General features: G+C 36.8%; 14 protein-coding genes. 10 read left to right on the top strand and 4 right to left on the bottom strand.

Features of this window, described 5'->3' with window-relative positions:
- Window positions 1-214 precede the first annotated feature (214 nt).
- From glmM to QF042_RS10120, 3 genes are all read left to right on the top strand, one after another.
- Complete coding sequence (gene glmM, locus QF042_RS10110; protein WP_307527870.1) at window positions 215-1,600, top strand: phosphoglucosamine mutase; 1,386 nt, start codon at window positions 215-217, stop codon at window positions 1,598-1,600.
- A 131-nt stretch (window positions 1,601-1,731) separates the two neighbouring features.
- Entirely contained in the window at window positions 1,732-2,880 is a 1,149-nt protein-coding gene (locus QF042_RS10115; RefSeq protein WP_307527871.1) for a cysteine desulfurase family protein, read from the top strand.
- 528 nt (window positions 2,881-3,408) lie between these two features.
- Window positions 3,409-8,208, top strand: a complete 4,800-nt coding sequence (locus QF042_RS10120; RefSeq protein ID WP_307527873.1) for a RecQ family ATP-dependent DNA helicase — start codon at window positions 3,409-3,411, stop codon at window positions 8,206-8,208.
- 821 nt (window positions 8,209-9,029) lie between these two features.
- Here QF042_RS10120 and QF042_RS10125 read toward each other — a convergent pair.
- The gene (locus QF042_RS10125) at window positions 9,030-9,185 is read right to left on the bottom strand and encodes a hypothetical protein (protein WP_307527875.1); all 156 of its coding nucleotides are present in this window, start codon (window positions 9,183-9,185) and stop codon (window positions 9,030-9,032) included.
- A gap of 570 nt (window positions 9,186-9,755) precedes the next feature.
- Here QF042_RS10125 and QF042_RS10130 point away from each other — a divergent pair.
- The 4 genes from QF042_RS10130 (at window position 9,756) to QF042_RS10145 (ending at window position 13,597) form a co-directional block, all read left to right on the top strand.
- Window positions 9,756-9,959: a hypothetical protein gene (locus tag QF042_RS10130; protein ID WP_307527877.1), complete on the top strand. Its 204-nt coding sequence runs from the start codon at window positions 9,756-9,758 to the stop codon at window positions 9,957-9,959.
- Window positions 9,960-10,042: 83 nt separating this feature from the next.
- Window positions 10,043-10,942, top strand: a complete 900-nt coding sequence (locus tag QF042_RS10135) for an MBL fold metallo-hydrolase (protein WP_307527879.1) — start codon at window positions 10,043-10,045, stop codon at window positions 10,940-10,942.
- 247 nt (window positions 10,943-11,189) lie between these two features.
- Window positions 11,190-12,515, top strand: a complete 1,326-nt coding sequence (locus QF042_RS10140; RefSeq protein WP_307527881.1) for a cytochrome ubiquinol oxidase subunit I — start codon at window positions 11,190-11,192, stop codon at window positions 12,513-12,515.
- A gap of 77 nt (window positions 12,516-12,592) precedes the next feature.
- Entirely contained in the window at window positions 12,593-13,597 is a 1,005-nt protein-coding gene (locus QF042_RS10145) for a cytochrome d ubiquinol oxidase subunit II (RefSeq protein WP_307527883.1), read from the top strand.
- A 194-nt stretch (window positions 13,598-13,791) separates the two neighbouring features.
- Here the strand turns inward: QF042_RS10145 and QF042_RS10150 are convergent, their stop codons facing one another.
- The 3 genes from QF042_RS10150 to accD all read right to left on the bottom strand — a co-directional run bounded on the left by QF042_RS10150 (window position 13,792) and on the right by accD (window position 17,282).
- Window positions 13,792-15,339 carry a M20/M25/M40 family metallo-hydrolase gene (locus QF042_RS10150; RefSeq protein WP_307527885.1) on the bottom strand — a complete coding sequence of 516 codons (1,548 nt, stop codon included), beginning with the start codon at window positions 15,337-15,339 and terminating at the stop codon, window positions 13,792-13,794.
- A gap of 308 nt (window positions 15,340-15,647) precedes the next feature.
- Entirely contained in the window at window positions 15,648-16,112 is a 465-nt protein-coding gene (locus QF042_RS10155; protein ID WP_307527887.1) for a YciI family protein, read from the bottom strand.
- A gap of 324 nt (window positions 16,113-16,436) precedes the next feature.
- Window positions 16,437-17,282 (bottom strand): acetyl-CoA carboxylase, carboxyltransferase subunit beta, encoded by an 846-nt coding sequence (gene accD, locus QF042_RS10160; RefSeq protein WP_307527889.1) that lies wholly within the window; start codon window positions 17,280-17,282, stop codon window positions 16,437-16,439.
- A gap of 321 nt (window positions 17,283-17,603) precedes the next feature.
- On the opposite strand from accD, the gene fbaA reads away from it, so the two are divergent.
- The 3 genes from fbaA to QF042_RS10175 all read left to right on the top strand — a co-directional run bounded on the left by fbaA (window position 17,604) and on the right by QF042_RS10175 (window position 19,729).
- Window positions 17,604-18,683: a class II fructose-bisphosphate aldolase gene (fbaA, locus tag QF042_RS10165; RefSeq protein WP_307527891.1), complete on the top strand. Its 1,080-nt coding sequence runs from the start codon at window positions 17,604-17,606 to the stop codon at window positions 18,681-18,683.
- A 142-nt stretch (window positions 18,684-18,825) separates the two neighbouring features.
- Window positions 18,826-19,332, top strand: coding sequence for a low affinity iron permease family protein (locus QF042_RS10170; protein ID WP_307527893.1), 507 nt, complete (start codon window positions 18,826-18,828; stop codon window positions 19,330-19,332).
- Window positions 19,307-19,729: a GNAT family N-acetyltransferase gene (locus tag QF042_RS10175; protein WP_116252822.1), complete on the top strand. Its 423-nt coding sequence runs from the start codon at window positions 19,307-19,309 to the stop codon at window positions 19,727-19,729. Before QF042_RS10170 ends, QF042_RS10175 begins: the two co-directional genes overlap by 26 nt.
- Window positions 19,730-19,868 lie beyond the last annotated feature (139 nt).

Here is a 19,868-nt window from a genome sequence, read left to right on the forward strand (position 1 = left end):
AAGTTAGAATACGCTTTTATGCAATAAAGTTGCAAGAATATTATCAATACGCTATCAATTAAACATACGTTTGTTTTTGTCCATAGTCTCAATTCTAGAAAATTGATCATGTAAATAGATATAAAAACAATGTAAATTAACGTGCACAAACGCGCCAGAATAGCGGCTATCTTGTTTTTTTTCTTATTTTTGAGGCTCAAATAAAATATAAACAGTGACTTTAATAAAATCGATTTCAGGAATACGAGGAACCATAGGCGGAAGGGCTGGAGACGGCTTAACTCCATTTGATATTGTGAAATTTACAGCTGCTTATGGGAGCTGGGTAGTACAAAAAACAGGCAACAAAAGAATTGTTTTAGGCCGCGATGCCCGTATTTCGGGTGAGATGGTAAACAATTTGGTTATTGGGACTTTACAGGGCTTGGGTATTGAAGTGATCGATTTAGGTTTATCAACCACGCCAACTGTAGAAGTAGCCGTGCCTGATGAAAAAGCAGGTGGTGGTATCATTTTAACCGCGAGCCATAACCCAAAACAATGGAATGCCTTAAAATTGCTGAATGCAAACGGCGAGTTTATTAGCGATGCTGAGGGCAAAGAAGTTTTAGATTTGGCAGAAAGTGCTGATTTTGATTTTGCTGATGTAGATAAATTAGGTAAAGTAATTAAAAACGATACTTACCTTCAAAAACATATCGATAAAGTTTTAGCATTACAATTAGTTGATGTTGAGGCGATTAAAAAAGCTGATTTTAAAGTAGTAATCGACTGTGTAAATTCAACAGGGGGTATTTTTATCCCTGCTTTATTAAAAGCTTTGGGCGTGAGCAAGGTGGTAGAATTATATTGTACACCCGACGGACATTTCCCACACAATCCTGAGCCGCTACCTGAAAATTTAACTGAAATATCGAAAGAGGTTCAGAAACAGAATGCTGATTTAGGTATTGTAGTAGACCCGGATGTTGACCGTTTATGTTTTGTAAACGAAGATGGTAGCATGTTCGGCGAAGAGTATACTTTGGTAGCAGTAGCCGATTATGTATTGAAAAATACACCAGGAAATACAGTTTCAAACCTTTCATCAACACGTGCACTACGTGATGTGACCGAAAAAGCAGGATCAGAATACAATGCGTCGGCAGTAGGAGAGGTTAATGTGGTAAACAAAATGAAAGCTACCAACGCCATTATTGGTGGTGAAGGAAACGGTGGCATTATATACCCTGAATCGCATTATGGCAGAGATGCCTTAGTTGGTATTGCCTTATTTTTAACGCATTTGGCTAAATTTGGTAAATCGATCTCTGTGTTGAGAGCTAGTTATCCTCAATACCATATTTCTAAAAACAAGATTACTCTTACACCAGAAATGGATATTGATAATTTGTTGAAACAAGTAGAAGAGAAATATAAAAACCAGCCATATAGTACAATTGATGGGTTGAAGATAGAATTTGATAAAACTTGGGTACATTTGCGCCGTTCTAACACTGAACCAATCATCAGGATTTACAGTGAGGCAGAAAATGAAACCATTGCCGAGAATTTGGCTAACAAAATTATTTCTGACATTAAAGAAATATTACACCTTTAATCCCTAAAGGATTGCAGGATTAAGCATACCTGTTCAGGGTTTAATACAACAAATTAAATCCCTGAACATTTAAAATAGAGACTGCCCTTAGCAAGGCATCCTACAACACTAACTTTTAAATATTCGTAGAAATGAAAAGGGTCTATTTAGATAATGCGGCCACAACGCCTTTAGATGCTGCAGTAATCGCAGAAATGACAAACGTGATGGAAAACTATTTCGGTAATCCATCTGCCATTCATGCGCTTGGACGTGAAGTGAGAACGCTTGTAGAGAAAGCCCGTAAAACTGTTTCTGGCCTCTTAAGTGCCTCTCCATCCGAAATATTTTTTACTTCAGGAGGTACCGAGGCTGATAATACAGCTATCCGTTGTGGAATTTCTGCTTATGGAATTAAACATGCCATTACTTCAAAAATAGAGCACCATGCTGTGGAGCATACTTTAAATACGATGCTTAAAAATGGCGAGATCGATAAATTAAGTTTCGTTAATATTGACGAAAAAGGAAATATCGACTACAACCATTTAGAAGAACTGCTTCAAAATAACGAACGTACTTTTGTTTCGCTAATGCATGCCAATAACGAGTTGGGTACACTCACTGATATGATTAAAGTTGGCGATATCTGCGAAAAATACAATGCCATTTATCATGCCGATACCGTGCAAACCATGGGCCATTATCCACATAACGTACGCGAGCTTAAAGCACATTTTATTGTTTGCGCAGCACACAAGCTTCACGGACCTAAGGGCGTTGGCTTTTTATATGTAAACAGCAATATTAAAATCCCACCAATGATTTATGGTGGTGCGCAAGAGCGCAATATGCGTGGTGGTACAGAAAATGTGTATGGTATTGTAGGTTTGGCAAAGGCCTTAGAAATTGCTTATGCAGAAATGGACCAGCATCAGTCGTACATTCAGGGCTTAAAAGATTATTTGAAAGCACAGTTAATTGCAGAGATTCCGGGTATTGGCTTTAACGGCGAAACTGATGCCGATAAAAGTTTGTACACGGTATTAAATGTATCGTTCCCAGAGATGGACATGGCCGATATGTTGTTGTTTAATTTAGACATTAATGGCATCTGTGCTTCTGGTGGCAGTGCATGCTCCTCTGGTTCAAATATTGGCTCGCATGTGTTAAATGGCATTAAGGCCGATCCAAACCGTCCTTCCGTTCGCTTTTCATTTAGTAAATACACTACCAAAGAAGAGTTGGATTACGTAATAGAAAAAGTTAAAATGGTAGTAAAGCAAAATGCTTTGGCTTAAAATATCATTAACCAAATAGGAGAGTCTCAATTAAAATTGGGACTTTTTTTGTGCAAAAATTTAGCTAATTTTTTTTTTGGAAAGCAAAGGCAGCATTTCATTTTAAGGTTAGTCCTGCTCATTTCAAATCCTCACCCGATTAAAATCGGGCTGCGGGTTTTCCATTTCAATCAGGTTTATATACTGAAGTCATTGCTGCTATTGAAGGTTTAATCGCATGATGCCTAATCTGTTCTGCACATTGCAGCCCAAAATAGTATTGCTGGCTGTGCCACTTAAACCTGATCGGAACGTGCATCCCGATTTTATCGGGATAAAGTGAAGAGCAGGACTGTATGTGCTCAAATGCTACTGTAGCCGATTTCCAAATAAAATAATTACAATTTTATATTTTATATCAGAAATCATAAACATTTAATAACTAGTTGATTGGGACTATTAGGTTATTGAAGGTAACCGTTGCTCTTAATAGATATACATTTGGTTTTATTATATTGCATATATTAATGCGCTCAGTTGATCATTTTTATGAAACCAATAGCTTTTGTAGATACTGAAATTAATCCCGAAACATTAAATATCCTTGATATAGGTTGCATTAAGGATGATGGAAGTAGTATTCACTCAAATTCTCCTGAATCCTTATCTACATTTTTAGGTGCTACTGAATTTATTTGTGGGCATAACATTATTTACCATGATTTACCACATCTTAAGAAAGCTATAGTCGAATTAGATGATTTACAGGTTATTGATACCCTGTATTTATCGCCACTACTTTTCCCCAATAAACCATACCATGCTTTATTAAAAGATGATAAACTGCAAACGGAAGAGTTAAGCAACCCATTAAATGATGCTATAAAGGCAAGAGATCTGTTCTATGATGAGATTGCATCATTTGATCAATTGGATAATTTACTAAAACAAATATTTTTTGCGCTGCTAAATGATAAGAAAGAGTTTAGTGCGTTTTTTAAATTTAACAGCTTCCAGCCAGATATTAGTGATATTGCCAGAATTATTCATGCCAAATTCCACTTAAAAATCTGTGTGCAGGCAGATCTGGATAAAATTATACAACAAAATCCTATTGAATTAGCCTACTGTTTATCAATAATCAATTGCCAGGACAGGTATTCAATTACACCTCCATGGGTATTGAAAGTTTATCCAAAGGTGGAAGGTATTATGTCTGAATTGACAAATAAACCATGTTTAGCTGGCTGTGCATATTGTAATACCGCACTGGATATCCATAAAGGCTTAAAAAAATATTTTGGTTTTGATTCATACAGAAGTTATGCTGGCGAACCACTACAGGAAAGATCAGTTGAGGCAGCCATTCAAAATAAATCAATTTTAGCTGTATTTCCTACAGGAGGAGGCAAATCCATAACATTTCAGGTGCCAGCTTTAATGGGCGGTGCAAATGCAAAAGGACTTACCGTCATTATTTCTCCGCTACAGTCTTTAATGAAAGATCAGGTAGATAATCTGGAAAAAATAGGAATAACAGAAGCAGTTACAATCAACGGTCTGCTCGACCCAATAGAAAGGGGGAAATCATTTGAGCGGGTCGAGGATGGCTCGGCATCAATGCTTTATATATCTCCTGAATCTTTGCGGTCCAAATCAATAGAAAGGCTCCTTTTGGGGCGGAAAATTATTCGTTTCGTAATAGATGAAGCACATTGTTTCTCATCATGGGGGCAAGATTTTAGGGTTGATTACTTGTATATAGGAGATTTTATAAAGCTATTGCAGGAAAAGAAGAATCTTGATGAGCAGATTCCAGTTTCATGTTTTACGGCCACAGCCAAACAGAATGTAATTGAAGATATCAGAAATTATTTTAAGAAGAAATTATCACTTGATTTAGAAATTTTTAGCTCAAAGGCTTCGAGAACAAATTTAACATATAATGTATTCGAAAAGAATGATGAAGAAGAAAAATATAATGCACTGCGGGATTTAATCGAAGAAAAGCAATGTCCAACCATTGTGTATGTTTCAAGGAGGAGCAAGGCTGTTAAACTGGCTACACGATTATCAAAGGATGGTTTTTCTGTAGCTTATTACCACGGGGGAATGGAATCGGGTGAAAAGACAAAAAGCCAGAATGAATTTATAACCGGCCAAATTAATATCATGGTTGCTACTTCTGCATTCGGTATGGGGGTGGATAAGAAAGATGTAGGGATGGTGGTGCATTACGATATTTCTGACTCTTTAGAAAATTATGTTCAGGAAGCCGGGAGGGCAGGCCGTGATGAAAAATTATCGGCAGTTTGTTATGTTCTGTTTAATGAAGAAGATTTAAGCAAGCATTTTATTTTATTAAACCAGACCAAATTAAACATAAAGGAAATTCAGCAGATCTGGAAAGCCGTAAAAGAAATTACACGGTTTCGCTTAAATGCATCAAATTCTGCCTTAGAAATTGCCAGAAAGGCAGGCTGGGACGATAGTGTTAATGAAATAGAAACCAGGGTAACAACTGCTATTGCTGCCTTAGAAGATGCCGGTTACTTAAAGCGTGGGCAAAATATGCCCAGGGTTTTTGCCAACAGCATCTTAACTAAAACCGCTCAGGAAGCCATAAATAAAATTAACAGTTCTTTTCGGTTTGATGAAAAACAGAAAGAAAAGGCAGTTAGAATTATAAAGAAACTTTTTTCGAGCAAAAGTAAGAAGCAGCTATCTGATGATGTTGGTGAATCACGTATTGATTATATCTCAGATCGTTTGAGTATGGTGAAAGAAGATGTGATCCACATTATAAATCTGCTTAGGGAAGAGAAAATTCTTGCCGATACGAAGGATTTAACTGCATTTGTTAAAAGAAATGAAAGCAGGAACCGTTCATTGACAATTGTTGAGACATTTCGGAAAATCGAGAACTTTCTAGCGCCGATTTTTAAAGAACAGGAAATAACAATAAACCTTAAGGAGCTAAATGAAGAAGCTGAATTTAAAGGTTATAATGATTTTACACCAAACAAAATCAAAACCATCATCAATTTTTGGGCAATAAAAAAATGGATAAAGCGGGAAAATCAGACATACTCTAAAAATCACATTTCTGTAATCGCATCACAAACAGTAGCGTTATTAAAAGACAAATTGCATAAAAGGCATGAGTTAGCCAGGTTTACAGTAGAATATTTGTACGACAAATCTAATAATGATAAAGACAACGCCGAAAAGGATGAAGTTTTAGTCGAATTTTCGGTTCATGAACTAAAAGATACTTTTCTCAATAGGGGCAGTTTATTTCAGCTTTCAGTTACTGTTGAGGATGTAGAAGATACACTCTTTTATCTTTCTAGAATTGAAGCCATCAAAATTGAAGGTGGTTTTATGGTTATCTACAACCGTTTAACTATCGATAGATTGGAAAATGATAATAAAGTTAGATATAAGGCAGAAGATTATGAAAAATTAAATCAATTTTATGAAAATAGGGTACAGCAGATCCATATTGTGGGTGAATATGCTAAGAAAATGACCGAGAACTATAAACTTGCTTTAGCGTTTGCAGAAGATTACTTTCAACTTAATTATACTTCTTTTTTAAATAAATATTTTAATGTAACCCGCCAAAATGAAATAAAGCGGAACATTACACCAACCAAATACAAGCAACTGTTCGGTGGTTTATCAGAAAGTCAATCACAAATCATAAATGATAAAGAAAACAAATATATTATCGTAGCTGCCGGTCCGGGAAGCGGAAAAACCAAAGTATTGGTTCATAAACTAGCCTCTCTTTTATTAATGGAAGATGTAAAACATGAACAATTGCTAATGCTTACCTTTTCGAGAGTAGCAGCAACAGAATTTAAAAAGCGTTTGTTAAAATTAATTGGTAACGCTGCGGGCTTTGTCGAGATTAAAACCTTCCATTCTTTTTGCTTTGATCTGTTGGGAAAGGTGGGTAGCCTAGAAAAAGCAGATGCCATTCTAAGGACTGCCATTTCTAAAATAAAAAATAATGAAGTAGAAATCAGTAAAATCACGAAAGCCGTTTTGGTAATTGATGAAGCACAGGACATTAATGCTGATGAATTTGAGCTAATTAATACCTTAATGGCACAAAATGAAGAGATGCGGGTAATTGCAGTTGGTGACGATGATCAAAATATTTATGAGTTTAGAAATGCCGATTCAAAATATCTGGAAGAATTTATTAGAAATAAAGATGCTATAAAGTATGAATTGGTTGAAAACTATCGAAGCAAACAAAATTTGATCGCGTTTAGTAATCAATTCATCACAAAAATAAGCCATCGTTTAAAAACAACGCCAATTATTTCAAATAGTAAAGGTATTGGCAATATAAAAATAACGCATTATAAAAACGGCAACCTAATTACCCCATTGGTCAATGATATTCTAAAAACGGGATTGGTTGGTACTACATGTGTATTAACAAAGACAAATGAAGAAGCAAGCATGGTTGTAGGCAGCTTGTTGAAACATAAAATGCCAGCGCAGTTAATACAGACAAACGACTCTTTTAATCTCTATAACCTTTCTGAGATAAGGTTTTTCTTATCTAAACTGGGATCAAATAATGAAGTATATACTTACAGTGATGAGGTTTGGACAAATGCATATCGGGAATTAACTTACAAGTTTAAAAAGAGCTCTAAATTCGAAATCGTTGATAACCTTATTCATGATTTTGAAGCTGTAAATCCGAAAATTAAGTATAAATCTGATTTTGAAGTTTTTATTAAAGAATCAAAGATTGAGGACTTTTTTAACGATACAGGCGAAACAGTTATGGTTTCAACCATCCATAAATCAAAGGGCAAAGAATATGATAATGTTTTTTTGCTGTTAAAAGATTTTGACGCGAGTGAAGATAGTATCAAGAGGCAGTTATATGTTGGCATGACGAGGGCTAAAAATAACTTGTCAGTTCATTTAAATGGTAACTACCTGGATCAGATCGAAGTTGAAAATTTAGAAAGAATTGTGGATGCAAATATATATCCTACATTAGAAGACATTGTATATAACTTGACGCATACTGATATCTGGCTTGATTATTTTGCTAATAAACAACATTTAATATCACAATTAATAAGCGGAGCAAGCTTAATCGTTGACGGAGATGAGTGTAAGAATTTAAATGGTCAGTCTATTCTTAAGTTTTCAAGAAAATTTATTGCTGAAATAGAAAAGCAATCAAAAAAAGGTTTTGATCTGAAAGAAGCAAAAGTAAATTTTGTTGTTTATTGGTTAAAAGAGGGAGAAGAGAAAGAGATTATAATAATTTTACCAGAGGTTTTATTTGTAAAGAGGAAAGATAATTAATATTGGTTTAAGACCGTTATTTTAAAATATTGAATTTTAGGTTTAATATACCTTGCAAAACTCAAAAATAAAAGTTATATTTAATTAAGATAAAGGCAATCCACGCCATTTTAATGTAGTTCCAGAACGAAACCTTATCAAATTCCCGTGGTATAAGGTTAAGCAAATTTTAAATAGCTTTTTTACTAATGCATTGTGCAGTTTAAAAAGGCATTCTGATTAAAATTGTTAACCCTGAAAACTAACCATGTTTTCAACAATCTATATCGTCATGGAAAAGAGCCAAAACAATCAAAATCTAGAGAACGCGAAGCAGGAAGAAAAATTAAATGAAGAAAGGAAACACATTTACAAGTTTATCCTTAATCCATTTTCGTTTGAATCTTCAAATCATTTCAACAAAATCCATAAAAGGAGATTTCATTCCTTTGGTTGCATTCACGAATTAGGAAAACTTCCTGGTGCAATGTTGTAATTGCAAAAGGCAAATGTGTTTATTTAATGTTATTGGCTTTTCTAAGGAGAGGCAAATACTTCTTTGTGTTATGAGGTAATGCTTTGGTTGAAGACACAACAACCTATAAGATTATGCTATGCTGCTTCTGCTTCCGTGGTTGGTGGCTCACCAACCATTAGACTAGTGATACGCAATGCTATATTTCTAAGTGATGAAATAAGGGGTGAATTAGAATGCGTCCCTATAATCAGTTAATGCATTTAAATCATCAATTCTGCTTCCTGCTTCCTTGGTTGGTGGCTCACCAACCATTAGACTAGTCATACGCAACGCTATATTTCTAAGTGATGAAATAAGGGGTGAATTAGAATGCGTCCCTATAATCAGTTAATACATTAAAATCATCAATCCCGGTCTGGTAAAACTTAGCTGAAGACCAGTAATAATCTTCCGCATTTTCAGCTAAACGCCATCTCTCTTGTAGTGGGTTATTGTGTATGTAATCTAACTTTTGTTCCAAAATATTAGTATTAAACATATTAATAGCAAGTGAATCTCTTTGCCATATCCTGTATTTTCTGTCTGATTCTTTTACTTCAAAAAGCTTCAAAATATTTGGATCACTGATGATCAAATCTTTTCTTAATTCATGCGAAGTTTATTTTAAAAAACTCGAACTTGGTCTTTCCTTCCCATTCGGTTTTAGGAGTTTCAAAATTAAATGGATATGATTTGGCATGATAACAAAGCCATAAACTTCTATTAAGTTTTGATTAACAAGCTTTTTTAAGGAATTTACTACTATACTCTTATAGTAAGGTAGCTTAAACAAGTGATTCCAATCCTTAATTGTGCAGGTCCAAAAGTAAGTTTCTTTATATGCTAGGAATGATTTTCTTCTATCTTTAAAAATATCAGAACTCATATGATTACATTTTAACCAAGATAATAATAATTCTTAAATTGTTGTTATTTGTTTGGTGAGCCATCAAACATGGGAATTTGGTATCAATAAACCCATTCTCAAAACAACTAAGAAAAAACAATCCTATTTTTTACGTGTTTCTTTTATACATCAATTTACAATACTATGGAAACAAATAAAGAAAAAGGTAAAGTTGTTGAGAACGATTTGCTGGATAAAGAAGTAGAAGATGTGAGAGATCATGACTCTTTAGATGAAAATAAATCTTCTAAAATTGCCACTAATCTTTTTAATGAAGATGATAAGCGTAAAAATAATCCACTGGGGCCAGGGCATGAGCCCGGACCAACACCAGGTTCAGGAATATAATAGCTCGGAATATAATTTACGAACAAAATGATTAAATTTAAACCACGGCAAACGCTGTGGTTTTTTTTAGCTTAATCCCAAAAATGGAAAGAAGAAATTTTATTAAAAATTCGGCATTGGCCATGGCCTTGCTGTCAATTTATAAAACAGATGTTTTTGCACAACAAGAATTGTTGCGTGCTTATAACTTTAAAACCTTGCGTAATAACATCGGCATATTTACCGAGCAGGGTGGTACGATAGGGTGGTTAAATTCGGGCAATGGTTTTGTAGTGATAGATGCACAGTTCCCAACTTCAGCACCTCACCTGATCGAAGAATTGAAAAAACTGGGCGAAAAACCTTTCAAATACCTGATTAATACGCATCATCATGGCGACCATACCGCAGGAAATATTTCCTTTAAAGGTTTAGCCGAGAAAGTTGTAGCACACCAGAACTCATTGGTGAACCAGAAAAGAGGAGCGGAAAAAGCAAATAATTTAGATAAACAGTTACTGCCCGATACTACTTTTGGAACAAAATGGACTGCAAAAGTAGGCGATGAGAATATAAAAGCTTACTATTATGGCTCTGGTCATACCAATGGCGATGCCGTTTATCATTTCGAACATGCAAATATTGCACATGTAGGCGATTTGGTGTTTAACCGTAAGTTTCCTTATATTGATCGGGAAAATGGTGCGCACATCGGCAATTGGATCACTGCATTGGATAAAATTCTAGCACAGTTTGATAACGATACCCTGTTCATCTGGGGACACAGCTTAGATCCTGAAAAAGTAACGGGAAACAAAGCAGATGTTAAAGCTTTTCAAAATTACCTTCAAAATCTTTTAACCTTTGTAAGTGGAGAAATCAAGGCGGGTAAAAGCAAAGAAGATATTTTAAAAGCAACTACCATCCCCAATGCCCCTGAATGGCAGGGAGAAGGCATTCAAAGGAGTTTAACTGCTGCTTATGAGGAGCTGAAAGGGGCTTAGGTCTCTAATTACTTATTTTACCACAGATAAAAAGGATGAACACAGATAAGGTATGATACCTGTAAAATCTGTGTTTATCTGTGCGCATCTGTGGTTAAAAGAACATTTTCTCCGTAGCAACGAACATCCAAATTTTTTTTCAATTTATAAACGTTCTATATTTAAAATAATCCTTTCAACGTCATTGAATTACCGTAGGCTTTAGTGTTTAACAACTATATTTGTTACAATTCAAAATCTACAGCTCATGGATGATTTTATTGCAGCCCGTTCCCAGATGGCCTTATCGTTAGGCTTCCACATCATTTTTTCTTGTATTGGCATGGTTATGCCTTTCTTTATGGCTGTTTCGCATTATAAATGGCTTAAAACAAATGATGAGGTGTATAAAAATCTCACCAAAGCCTGGAGTAAAGGTGTTGCAATATTCTTCGCTACAGGCGCTGTATCCGGTACCATGTTGTCATTCGAGTTGGGCTTGCTCTGGCCAAAATTTATGGATCACGCCGGGCCAATATTCGGAATGCCTTTTTCGCTTGAGGGAACAGCTTTTTTTATCGAAGCCATTGCCCTTGGTTTTTTTCTTTACGGTTGGGATAAGTTAAATAAATGGTTTCATTGGTTTACAGGGATGGTGGTAGGCGTAAGTGGCTTGGCCTCCGGAATTTTGGTGGTTGCCGCAAATGCCTGGATGAACAGTCCGGCGGGTTTCGATTTTGTAAACGGACAATACCTTAATATCGATCCCATACAGGCCATGTTTAATAAAGCATGGTTTAGCCAGGCTTTACATATGTGTTTGGCGGCATTTACGGCGACGGGATTTGCTGTGGCAGGAGTACATGCCTTGATGATCTTAAGAGACAAAAACACAGAATTTCACTTAAAAGCTTTTAAAATTGCGGCCATATTCGCTTGTATTGGTGCATTACTGCAGCCTTTAAGCGGCGATATTTCGGCAAAAGATGTGGCCAAAAGGCAACCCGCTAAACTTGCTGCTATGGAAGCTTTGTATAAAACAGAGAAACCTGCCCCACTATTAATTGGTGGTATTGTGAATGAGAAAGACAAAACGGTAACAGGGGCAATCGAAATCCCCGGTGCTTTAAGTTTTCTGGCACATGGCGATTTCAAAGCTGAGGTTAAGGGACTGGATCAGATTCCTGAAAATGAACATCCGCCAGTGGCCATAACCCATTATGCTTTTCAAATTATGGTTGGAATTGGTACACTGCTGCTCTTAGTTTCTTTAACTTATTTCTTCATCCTATTTAAAAAGAAACCTTTAACCGAGAAACGCTGGCTGTTGAAATTATTTGTTGCGGCCATTCCGCTTGGTTATCTCGCTTTAGAGGCCGGTTGGGTAGTTACAGAGGTTGGCAGGCAGCCATGGATCATTTATGGTATTATGCGCACTAAAGATGCGGTAACGCCAATGCCGGGTATTGTTTACTCCTTTTATATCTTCTCGGCCATTTACGTTTCTTTAAGCATGATCGTAACATTTTTGCTTTACCGTCAGATTAAGATGGTGCCAGTACTCTATAATAAAGGCGAATCTAATGGCAATTAACCATAGATGGAATGAACAACACAAAGCAAATCTTATTAATCAGTGTAATCAAAATATCGGTGTAATCATTTTCAGATATGAAAGAAGTTGTAATTACATTTTTATGCATGGCCATTCTGCTCTACTTTTTATTGGGTGGGGCCGATTTTGGTGCAGGAATTATCGAACTGTTTACTTCTACAAAAAACAGGAGTAGAACACGTAAAACCCTTTACCATGCTATTGGTCCGGTTTGGGAAGCCAACCACATGTGGCTGATTATTGCCATTGTAATCCTTTTCGTGGGTTTTCCGCATATTTACACCACCATGTCGGTGTATTTGCATATTCCCTTAGCCATTATGCTCATTGGGATTATTGCCCGTGGTACTGCTTTTGTATTCCGCCATTATGATGCGGTAAAAGATGATATGCAGTGGCTTTATAACCGTATATTCAGGTATTCGAGTTTTGTTACGGCACTTTTTCTGGGCATTATTGCCGGAAGCTTAATTTCGGGGCATATAAACACACAGGCAAACGATTTTTATACCGCGTATATTTCGGGCTGGCTTAATTGGTTTTCTGTTGCTGTGGGCTTGTTTACGGTTGCGCTTTGCGGTTTCCTTGCCGCCATATATCTAATTGGTGAGACAAAAGAAGCACATGATAAACGCCGTTTCATTAAAAAAGCCGAATTTATGAATGTGGCAGCCGTAGTTTTTGGGGCGATGGTTTTTATTGCGGCCCGGCGAGATGGAATTCCATTGATTGATTGGGTTTTTAAAAGTAATGTGGGTTTATCGGCCATTATTTTGGCTACTATATCTCTTGTGTTGTTATGGTACCTGCTAATTAAAGGTAAAACAAAAGTTTTACGCATTTTAGCTGGCTTTCAGGTGACGATGATCCTCCTGGCGATTAGTTATGCCCACTTTCCAAACTTCATCCGTTTAAAAAACGGAGATGCCATTTCACTTCTTGAAACTGTAGGGCCTGAAAAAACTATTTATAGTTTAGGTTTAGCGCTTCTATTGGGCAGTGTGTTGATTTTACCTTTTTTAGGTTATTTGTTTTATAAGTTTCAGAAGAAAGAAGAGTAGGCATTTCTGTCAGTAAAAAGGGTCGTCATCTCGACTGAAACGCAGTGGAATGGAGAGATCTAGCTCGATAGATTTTGCTCCGCAGAGCCTTCGGGTTCTCGACTTCGTTGCTCTCCGCTCGAAATGACGATGTGTGTATAAAAAAGAGCACCTGCTTCCAAATGCTCCTTTAAAAATGTATTCCAAACTTTTATTTACAACCCACCTTTTCTATTCGATTTGGTTTGTACCGGCCAGGTGGCTGGTTTTCCGGTGCGTTCGTTTACAGGTAAATCTGTTGCTTTTTCTGTTGAGGTTTTCTCAGGATCTTCGCAGGCCATATAAACCATAATGGCCGCTAAAATTACATTGCTTCTTATTTCATCGAAAACCAATTTATCGTAACTGTCGCGGTTGGTGTGCCAGGTATACGTGCCATAATCCCAGCTGGTAGAGCTTAATGAATAACCCAATGCTCCGGCAGCTACAAATGAAGCAAAGTCTGATCCTCCCGCACCAGGCGATCCTGGGAAATTGGTTTTGATCTGGTTTTTAATGGTATCTGGTACTGCAGCTAACCAACGGGTAATGTAATCTTTTGATTTCGCGAAACCTTGTCCGCCAATATTCACTACACGCCCTGTGCCATTATCCTGGTTAAACAAGGCCTGAAGGTTGTTTACAATTTCCGGATGATCTTCTACAAATGCCCTTGAGCCATTTAAACCTTGCTCTTCACTTCCCCAGTGGCCAACTAAAACAGTACGTTTTGGGTTAGGGTAGATTTTCTTTAAAATGCGCATGGCTTCCATCATTAAGATGGTGCCAGAACCATTATCAGTTGCACCACTTGCCCCATCCCATGAATCGAAATGAGCAGAAAGCATCACGTATTCGTTTGGTTTTTGTGTTCCTTTGATCTCTGCGATGGTATTAAAAGTAGGTACAGCACCTAATTTTTTAGATTCTGCTTCAATTCTTAGTTTAGGTTTATCACCATTTAAAGCCAATCGGTAAACTAAACCGTAATCTTCTACAGATAGATCCAAAGTTGGCACTTTTGTGGTATTTGCACCAAAAATTTTATCTACACCAAAACCTTGCGACCAGTTATTGATCACTACCGCCACTGCGCCTGCATTTTCTATAGCTACAGGAAGTGTTTTTGCTGTTAAACCCGTTTTGGCTATGCTGGTTACCCATGCTTTAGCAGCCTCGGCTTTTTCTTTTTTAAACTTTTCGAACAAATCTTTAGTGGCGAATTCTTCCCAGTTTTTTTCTGGTCGGCCAGAGAGCTGGTTCATTGAAATTAATACGATTTTACCTTTCACATTGGGTAACCATTTTTGAAAAGAAACAGAATCTGTAATTGCTGGAAGAATAATCGCTTCGGCATTAATAGATTTACCATTTGTAGATGGGCTCCAGGCCAATTGTGTACCTTCTAAGGTTCTAACCCGTGGACTTATTAAATCGATGTGGGTAATGCCTCTTTCCCAGCCTGCCCATTCGCCCCATTTTTCGTTTTTTGCCGAGATGCCCCAATCACTATATTTTTTTACAGCCCAATCATTGGCTTGTTTCATTTGTGGAGAACCAACTAAACGTGGTCCAACAACATCTAAAAGTTCGTGTGCAAGTTTCTCTAATTGAGAATTTTCGTTCACTTCTTTTACAATATTGTCGATTATTTTTTTGTCTTGCGCGAATATGCAGGTTGAGGTGCACAGCAATAGCGCAGAAAATAGTAGTTTTTTATTCATAATTAGTTAGGGTTGATTATTTGATAAGCTAATTTATGAAATAAGGCGTAGGGTTGAAGGATGTTAATGGAAATGTTGCAGTTGAATAGATTTAATCGATGGTAGGGGCCGTTCGACTGAATGATCTGTAAGTTTAAAGAGTCTGTAAGTGGTAATTTCCTTAGAATTTGTCACGTTGAGCCTGTCGAAACGCCTTTTAAGACATTTAAATAGGTCCTTCGACAAGCTCAGGATGACAATTTATTTGTAATATAGCATATCACGATCAAAATTTCTCCGCGCCTTCAGTGCTTCCGTGGCAAACAACCTTAAAAACTATTCTTCTGGATCTTATCGTGAAACGGCAAATACTCAGCTAGTGCTGCCGAACCATACCAGTTGTACAATTCTGGTTCCAGTAATTTGGCTTTTATGGCCGGATCGCTTTCTAATAATTGTTTTGCCTCTTCGATCGATTTTGTATTTAAAACGAAAATGCCGCGATAATTTTTGTCGTTTTTACCCATCGGACCAGCAACTATAAGTTTTTGCGCTTCGACCATTTTACCAATGGTTACCATATGACCTGCAAATAAACTATCGGTTTTGGCTTTTGTTTCGGTTGTATTTGAGCCTGATTTGAGGATCACCAACACATACATCTTCATACCATAATTATCGGCACCGAGTTTTTTGGCCAAAGCCTCGTCGTAAGGCACTTTGGCTTTTTTATCCTGGGCTTGTGTGGCGATCATAACGGTAATCAGACAGGTTAAAAGGAGTAGTTTTTTCATCTGAGTTTATAGTTTGGTTAGTTTAAAAATAAGAAAAATTAGTGGTGTTTTTTATTCCCTTCCCTCGGAGGGGTGCCCGCAGGGCGGGGTGGTTGTAGCACTCGCTGGAAAAACCCCTCAAAAGAACCACCGGCCCATGTTAACTAAACCTGATTGCCGCGGAAAGCCCGGAGTGTAGCGAGGACTTGAAGCAAAAAGCAGGACTGAATTAACCGAAGTTATTCAAGTCCTACTTTTCTTATTGTAGTTTATTTGTTCATTTGTCATTTGTTTATTGGTCGATTTGCACTAATGAACCAATGACTAATGAACTATTGAACCAACTTAATTATTCATCATTTTAATAAAAGCACCCAATTTAGCTTTCATGGCTCTTCTATCTACAATGAAATCGAGGAAACCGTGTTCAAGAACGAATTCTGCAGTTTGGAAACCTTTAGGTAAGTCTTTTTTAATGGTTTCTTTAATTACCCGCGGACCAGCAAAGCCGATCAGCGCGCCTGGTTCTGCAATATTAATATCGCCTAACATCGCATATGATGCAGTTACACCACCCGTAGTTGGATCTGTTAATAAAGAGATGTAGGGAACTTTTGCCTGACCTAATAAAGCCAGTTTAGCCGATGTTTTAGCCATTTGCATTAATGAAAATGCGGCTTCCATCATACGTGCACCACCTGATTTAGAAATCATTAGGAACGGAACTTTATGTTTGATACTGTAATCGATCGATCTTGCAATTTTTTCGCCCACAACCGAACCCATTGAACCGCCTATAAAAGCAAAATCCATACAGGCAATTACGAGATCTTGTCCGTTGATTTTACCAACACCGGCACGAATAGCGTCTTTTAAGCCTGTTTTAGCCTGACTTTCTTTAATTCTTTCGGTGTAAGGTTTGTTATCGTTAAAATTTAAAGGATCGCCTGATGTTAGGTTAGGGAACAGCTCTTTAAACTCGTTATTATCAAATAAAACCTCAAAATATTCTTTTGAGCCTACTCTCAGATGGTAATCGCAGTAATGGCAAACGTATTTGTTTTCCTGAAGTTCTGCCTGATGTAGGGGTTTTTTACAGTTCGGACATTTATTCCACAAACCATCTGGTGCTTCTTTTTTCTCCTCTGTTGTGGTGATGATACCTTTTTTTTCTCTCTTAAACCAAGCCATATAATTTTTTGAAGAATTGGATTGCAAAGAAACGAAAAATAAAATAAAGTCGAACCTTATTAGGTGTAAAAATAGTCAATGGTTAGTTGGTTAATAGTCGATTGGCAATAATGCAAGCGTTGGATATGTAATTGAAAACTCGGCTTCGGCTACTGTTAACTGCTAATTGGTAAACTGAAGTGTGTCTTTTTTACACTAAGGATAATGTGTTTTTTACACTAAATAGGCCTTATTTTGCTGTTAGGCAAATAATTCTGTTGTTAGAAAAGCTTGGAATGTTATTTTTTTTTATAACTTCGGACTTAATAAAATTAACAAGAAATGAGTTTAAAAGGCTACAAAGGCGTAATTTACGGAGATGCCGTTCAAGAATTGTTTGAGCAGGCTAAAAAACATCAGTTTGCTTTACCAGCAGTTAACGTAACCGGTACAAATACGGTTAATGCGGTATTGGAAACTGCTAAGGCAGTAAATTCGCCTGTTATGATTCAATTATCTAATGGAGGTGCACAGTTTTATGCAGGCAAATCTTTAGATAATGAGAAATTGCAAGCATGTATTTTAGGTGCTGTATCGGCAGCTAAACATGTACATTTATTGGCAGAGCATTATGGTGTTGCCGTGGTTTTACATACTGACCACGCCGCTAAAAAATTATTACCCTGGATTGATGGACTTTTAGACCACGGTGAAAAATTCTTCGCTGAAACCGGAAAACCTTTATTTTCATCACATATGTTGGATTTATCGGAAGAGTCGATCGAAGAAAACATGGAAATTTCTGCTAAATATTTAGCACGCATGGCTAAAATGAATATGACTATCGAAATCGAACTTGGTGTTACAGGTGGTGAGGAAGATGGTGTTGACAATAGCGATGTAGACAGCTCTAAATTATATACACAACCTAGCGAAGTGGCTTATGCTTACGAAGAATTGAGCAAAGTTTCTCCTCGCTTTACAGTTGCTGCTGCTTTTGGTAACGTGCACGGTGTTTATAAACCAGGTAACGTAAAATTGCAACCGGTAATTTTGAAAAACTCTCAGGATTTTATCAAAGAAAAACTCGGCTTAACTGCAGAGAAACCGATCAATTTCGTATTCCACGGTGGTTCTGGTTCTACTCAGGAAGAAATCAGAGAAGCAATTTCTTACGGTGCAATTAAAATGAATATCGATACTGATATGCAGTGGGCATTTTGGGAAGGTATTTTAGAATACTACAAAAAGAACGAAGCTTATCTTCAAGGCCAGATTGGTAACCCTGATGGCGACGATAAACCAAATAAAAAATATTACGATCCACGCGTTTGGTTGCGTAAAGGTGAAGAAACTTTTGTGAAACGTTTAACTACTGCTTTCGAAGATCTAAACTGTATTAATGTTAACGATAAGTTGTAAGTTTTGATTGGTTTGGAAGATTGGATTTACATTCAATCATTCAAAAAATCAATCATTTAATAATTAAACAAAAGCGCCATGGGTTTAAAAACTTATGGCGCTTTTGTTTGTTTATGGTTATATTTAATCAAACAAATTTGTAATGGCAAAATCTAAAAACGATACCCAAAAAAATAATTTTTTCGAGAAATTTGCGAATGCAGCAACCAAATTTACAGGTAGCTCTGTTGCATTTATCGCTGCAGCAGCGATTGTGGTTGTTTGGGCAGTAACAGGTCCGCTTTTCAATTATTCTGAAACCTGGCAACTTGTAATTAACACGGGTACAACGATTATTACCTTTTTAATGGTTTTTTTAATCCAGAAGGCACAGAATAAAGATGGTAAGGCCATTCAGCTAAAATTGAATGAATTGATTGCCGCGCAGCAAGGCGCAAGCAACCGGATGGTAGATATTGAAGACTTGAGTGAAAAAGAATTGGATCAGTTGCATAAATTTTACGTTACGATTGCCACACTTGCCAAAAAAGAGGCCGATATTCATTGTTCACATTCAATTGATGTTGCTGAGGCATTAAATGAAATGAAATTAAAATCGAATAAACACTTTAAACACCACGATAATGAGTCTGCACGTTCAAAAAGTTAATCATCCCGAAGATTTAGATAAAGTATTTGCTATCCGTAAGATTGTATTTGTAGACGAACAGAATTGCCCGCCGGAATTGGAGTGGGAACATGAAGATGAATCTGTCCATTTTCTCGCTACCAATAACGGACAGCCTTGCGGTGCCTGCAGATGGCGTAAAACGGATAATGGTTATAAGCTGGAACGTTTCGCGGTTTTAAAGGATTTTAGAGGGCAAGGAGTTGGTCGGGCACTAATAGCTGAGGCTTTATCCGATTTGCCAGAGGATGCGCATTATATTTACCTGAACTCGCAATTAGATGCTATGAGTTTGTATGCTAAGTTTGGTTTTGTAGCGGAGGGAGAGCAATTTGAAGAGGCTGGGATACAGCACTTTAAAATGGTGAAGAAGGTTTGAAGTAATTTTCCGTAGAGACATGGAAAATAACGAAATTAGAATATATTTTCCGACTAATTTGTGTTCTACTCGCAAAATTCTTAAGAAATAAAAACTATTTCTTAAGAATGACCAGTTGAAAAATAATTATAAATTAATT

The organism is Pedobacter sp. W3I1 (genome assembly GCF_030816015.1).
Lineage (GTDB): Bacteria > Bacteroidota > Bacteroidia > Sphingobacteriales > Sphingobacteriaceae > Pedobacter.

Coding starts and splice junctions, on each gene's coding strand:
- QF042_RS10175 (WP_116252822.1), top strand. CDS start 19,307: ATGAGTCTGCACGTTCAAAAAGTTAATCATCCCGAAGATTTAGATAAA.
- QF042_RS10140 (WP_307527881.1), top strand. CDS start 11,190: ATGGATGATTTTATTGCAGCCCGTTCCCAGATGGCCTTATCGTTAGGC.
- accD (WP_307527889.1), bottom strand. CDS start 17,282: ATGGCTTGGTTTAAGAGAGAAAAAAAAGGTATCATCACCACAACAGAG.
- fbaA (WP_307527891.1), top strand. CDS start 17,604: ATGAGTTTAAAAGGCTACAAAGGCGTAATTTACGGAGATGCCGTTCAA.
- QF042_RS10150 (WP_307527885.1), bottom strand. CDS start 15,339: ATGAATAAAAAACTACTATTTTCTGCGCTATTGCTGTGCACCTCAACC.
- QF042_RS10155 (WP_307527887.1), bottom strand. CDS start 16,112: ATGAAAAAACTACTCCTTTTAACCTGTCTGATTACCGTTATGATCGCC.
- QF042_RS10170 (WP_307527893.1), top strand. CDS start 18,826: ATGGCAAAATCTAAAAACGATACCCAAAAAAATAATTTTTTCGAGAAA.
- QF042_RS10135 (WP_307527879.1), top strand. CDS start 10,043: ATGGAAAGAAGAAATTTTATTAAAAATTCGGCATTGGCCATGGCCTTG.
- QF042_RS10145 (WP_307527883.1), top strand. CDS start 12,593: ATGAAAGAAGTTGTAATTACATTTTTATGCATGGCCATTCTGCTCTAC.
- QF042_RS10130 (WP_307527877.1), top strand. CDS start 9,756: ATGGAAACAAATAAAGAAAAAGGTAAAGTTGTTGAGAACGATTTGCTG.
- QF042_RS10115 (WP_307527871.1), top strand. CDS start 1,732: ATGAAAAGGGTCTATTTAGATAATGCGGCCACAACGCCTTTAGATGCT.
- QF042_RS10120 (WP_307527873.1), top strand. CDS start 3,409: ATGAAACCAATAGCTTTTGTAGATACTGAAATTAATCCCGAAACATTA.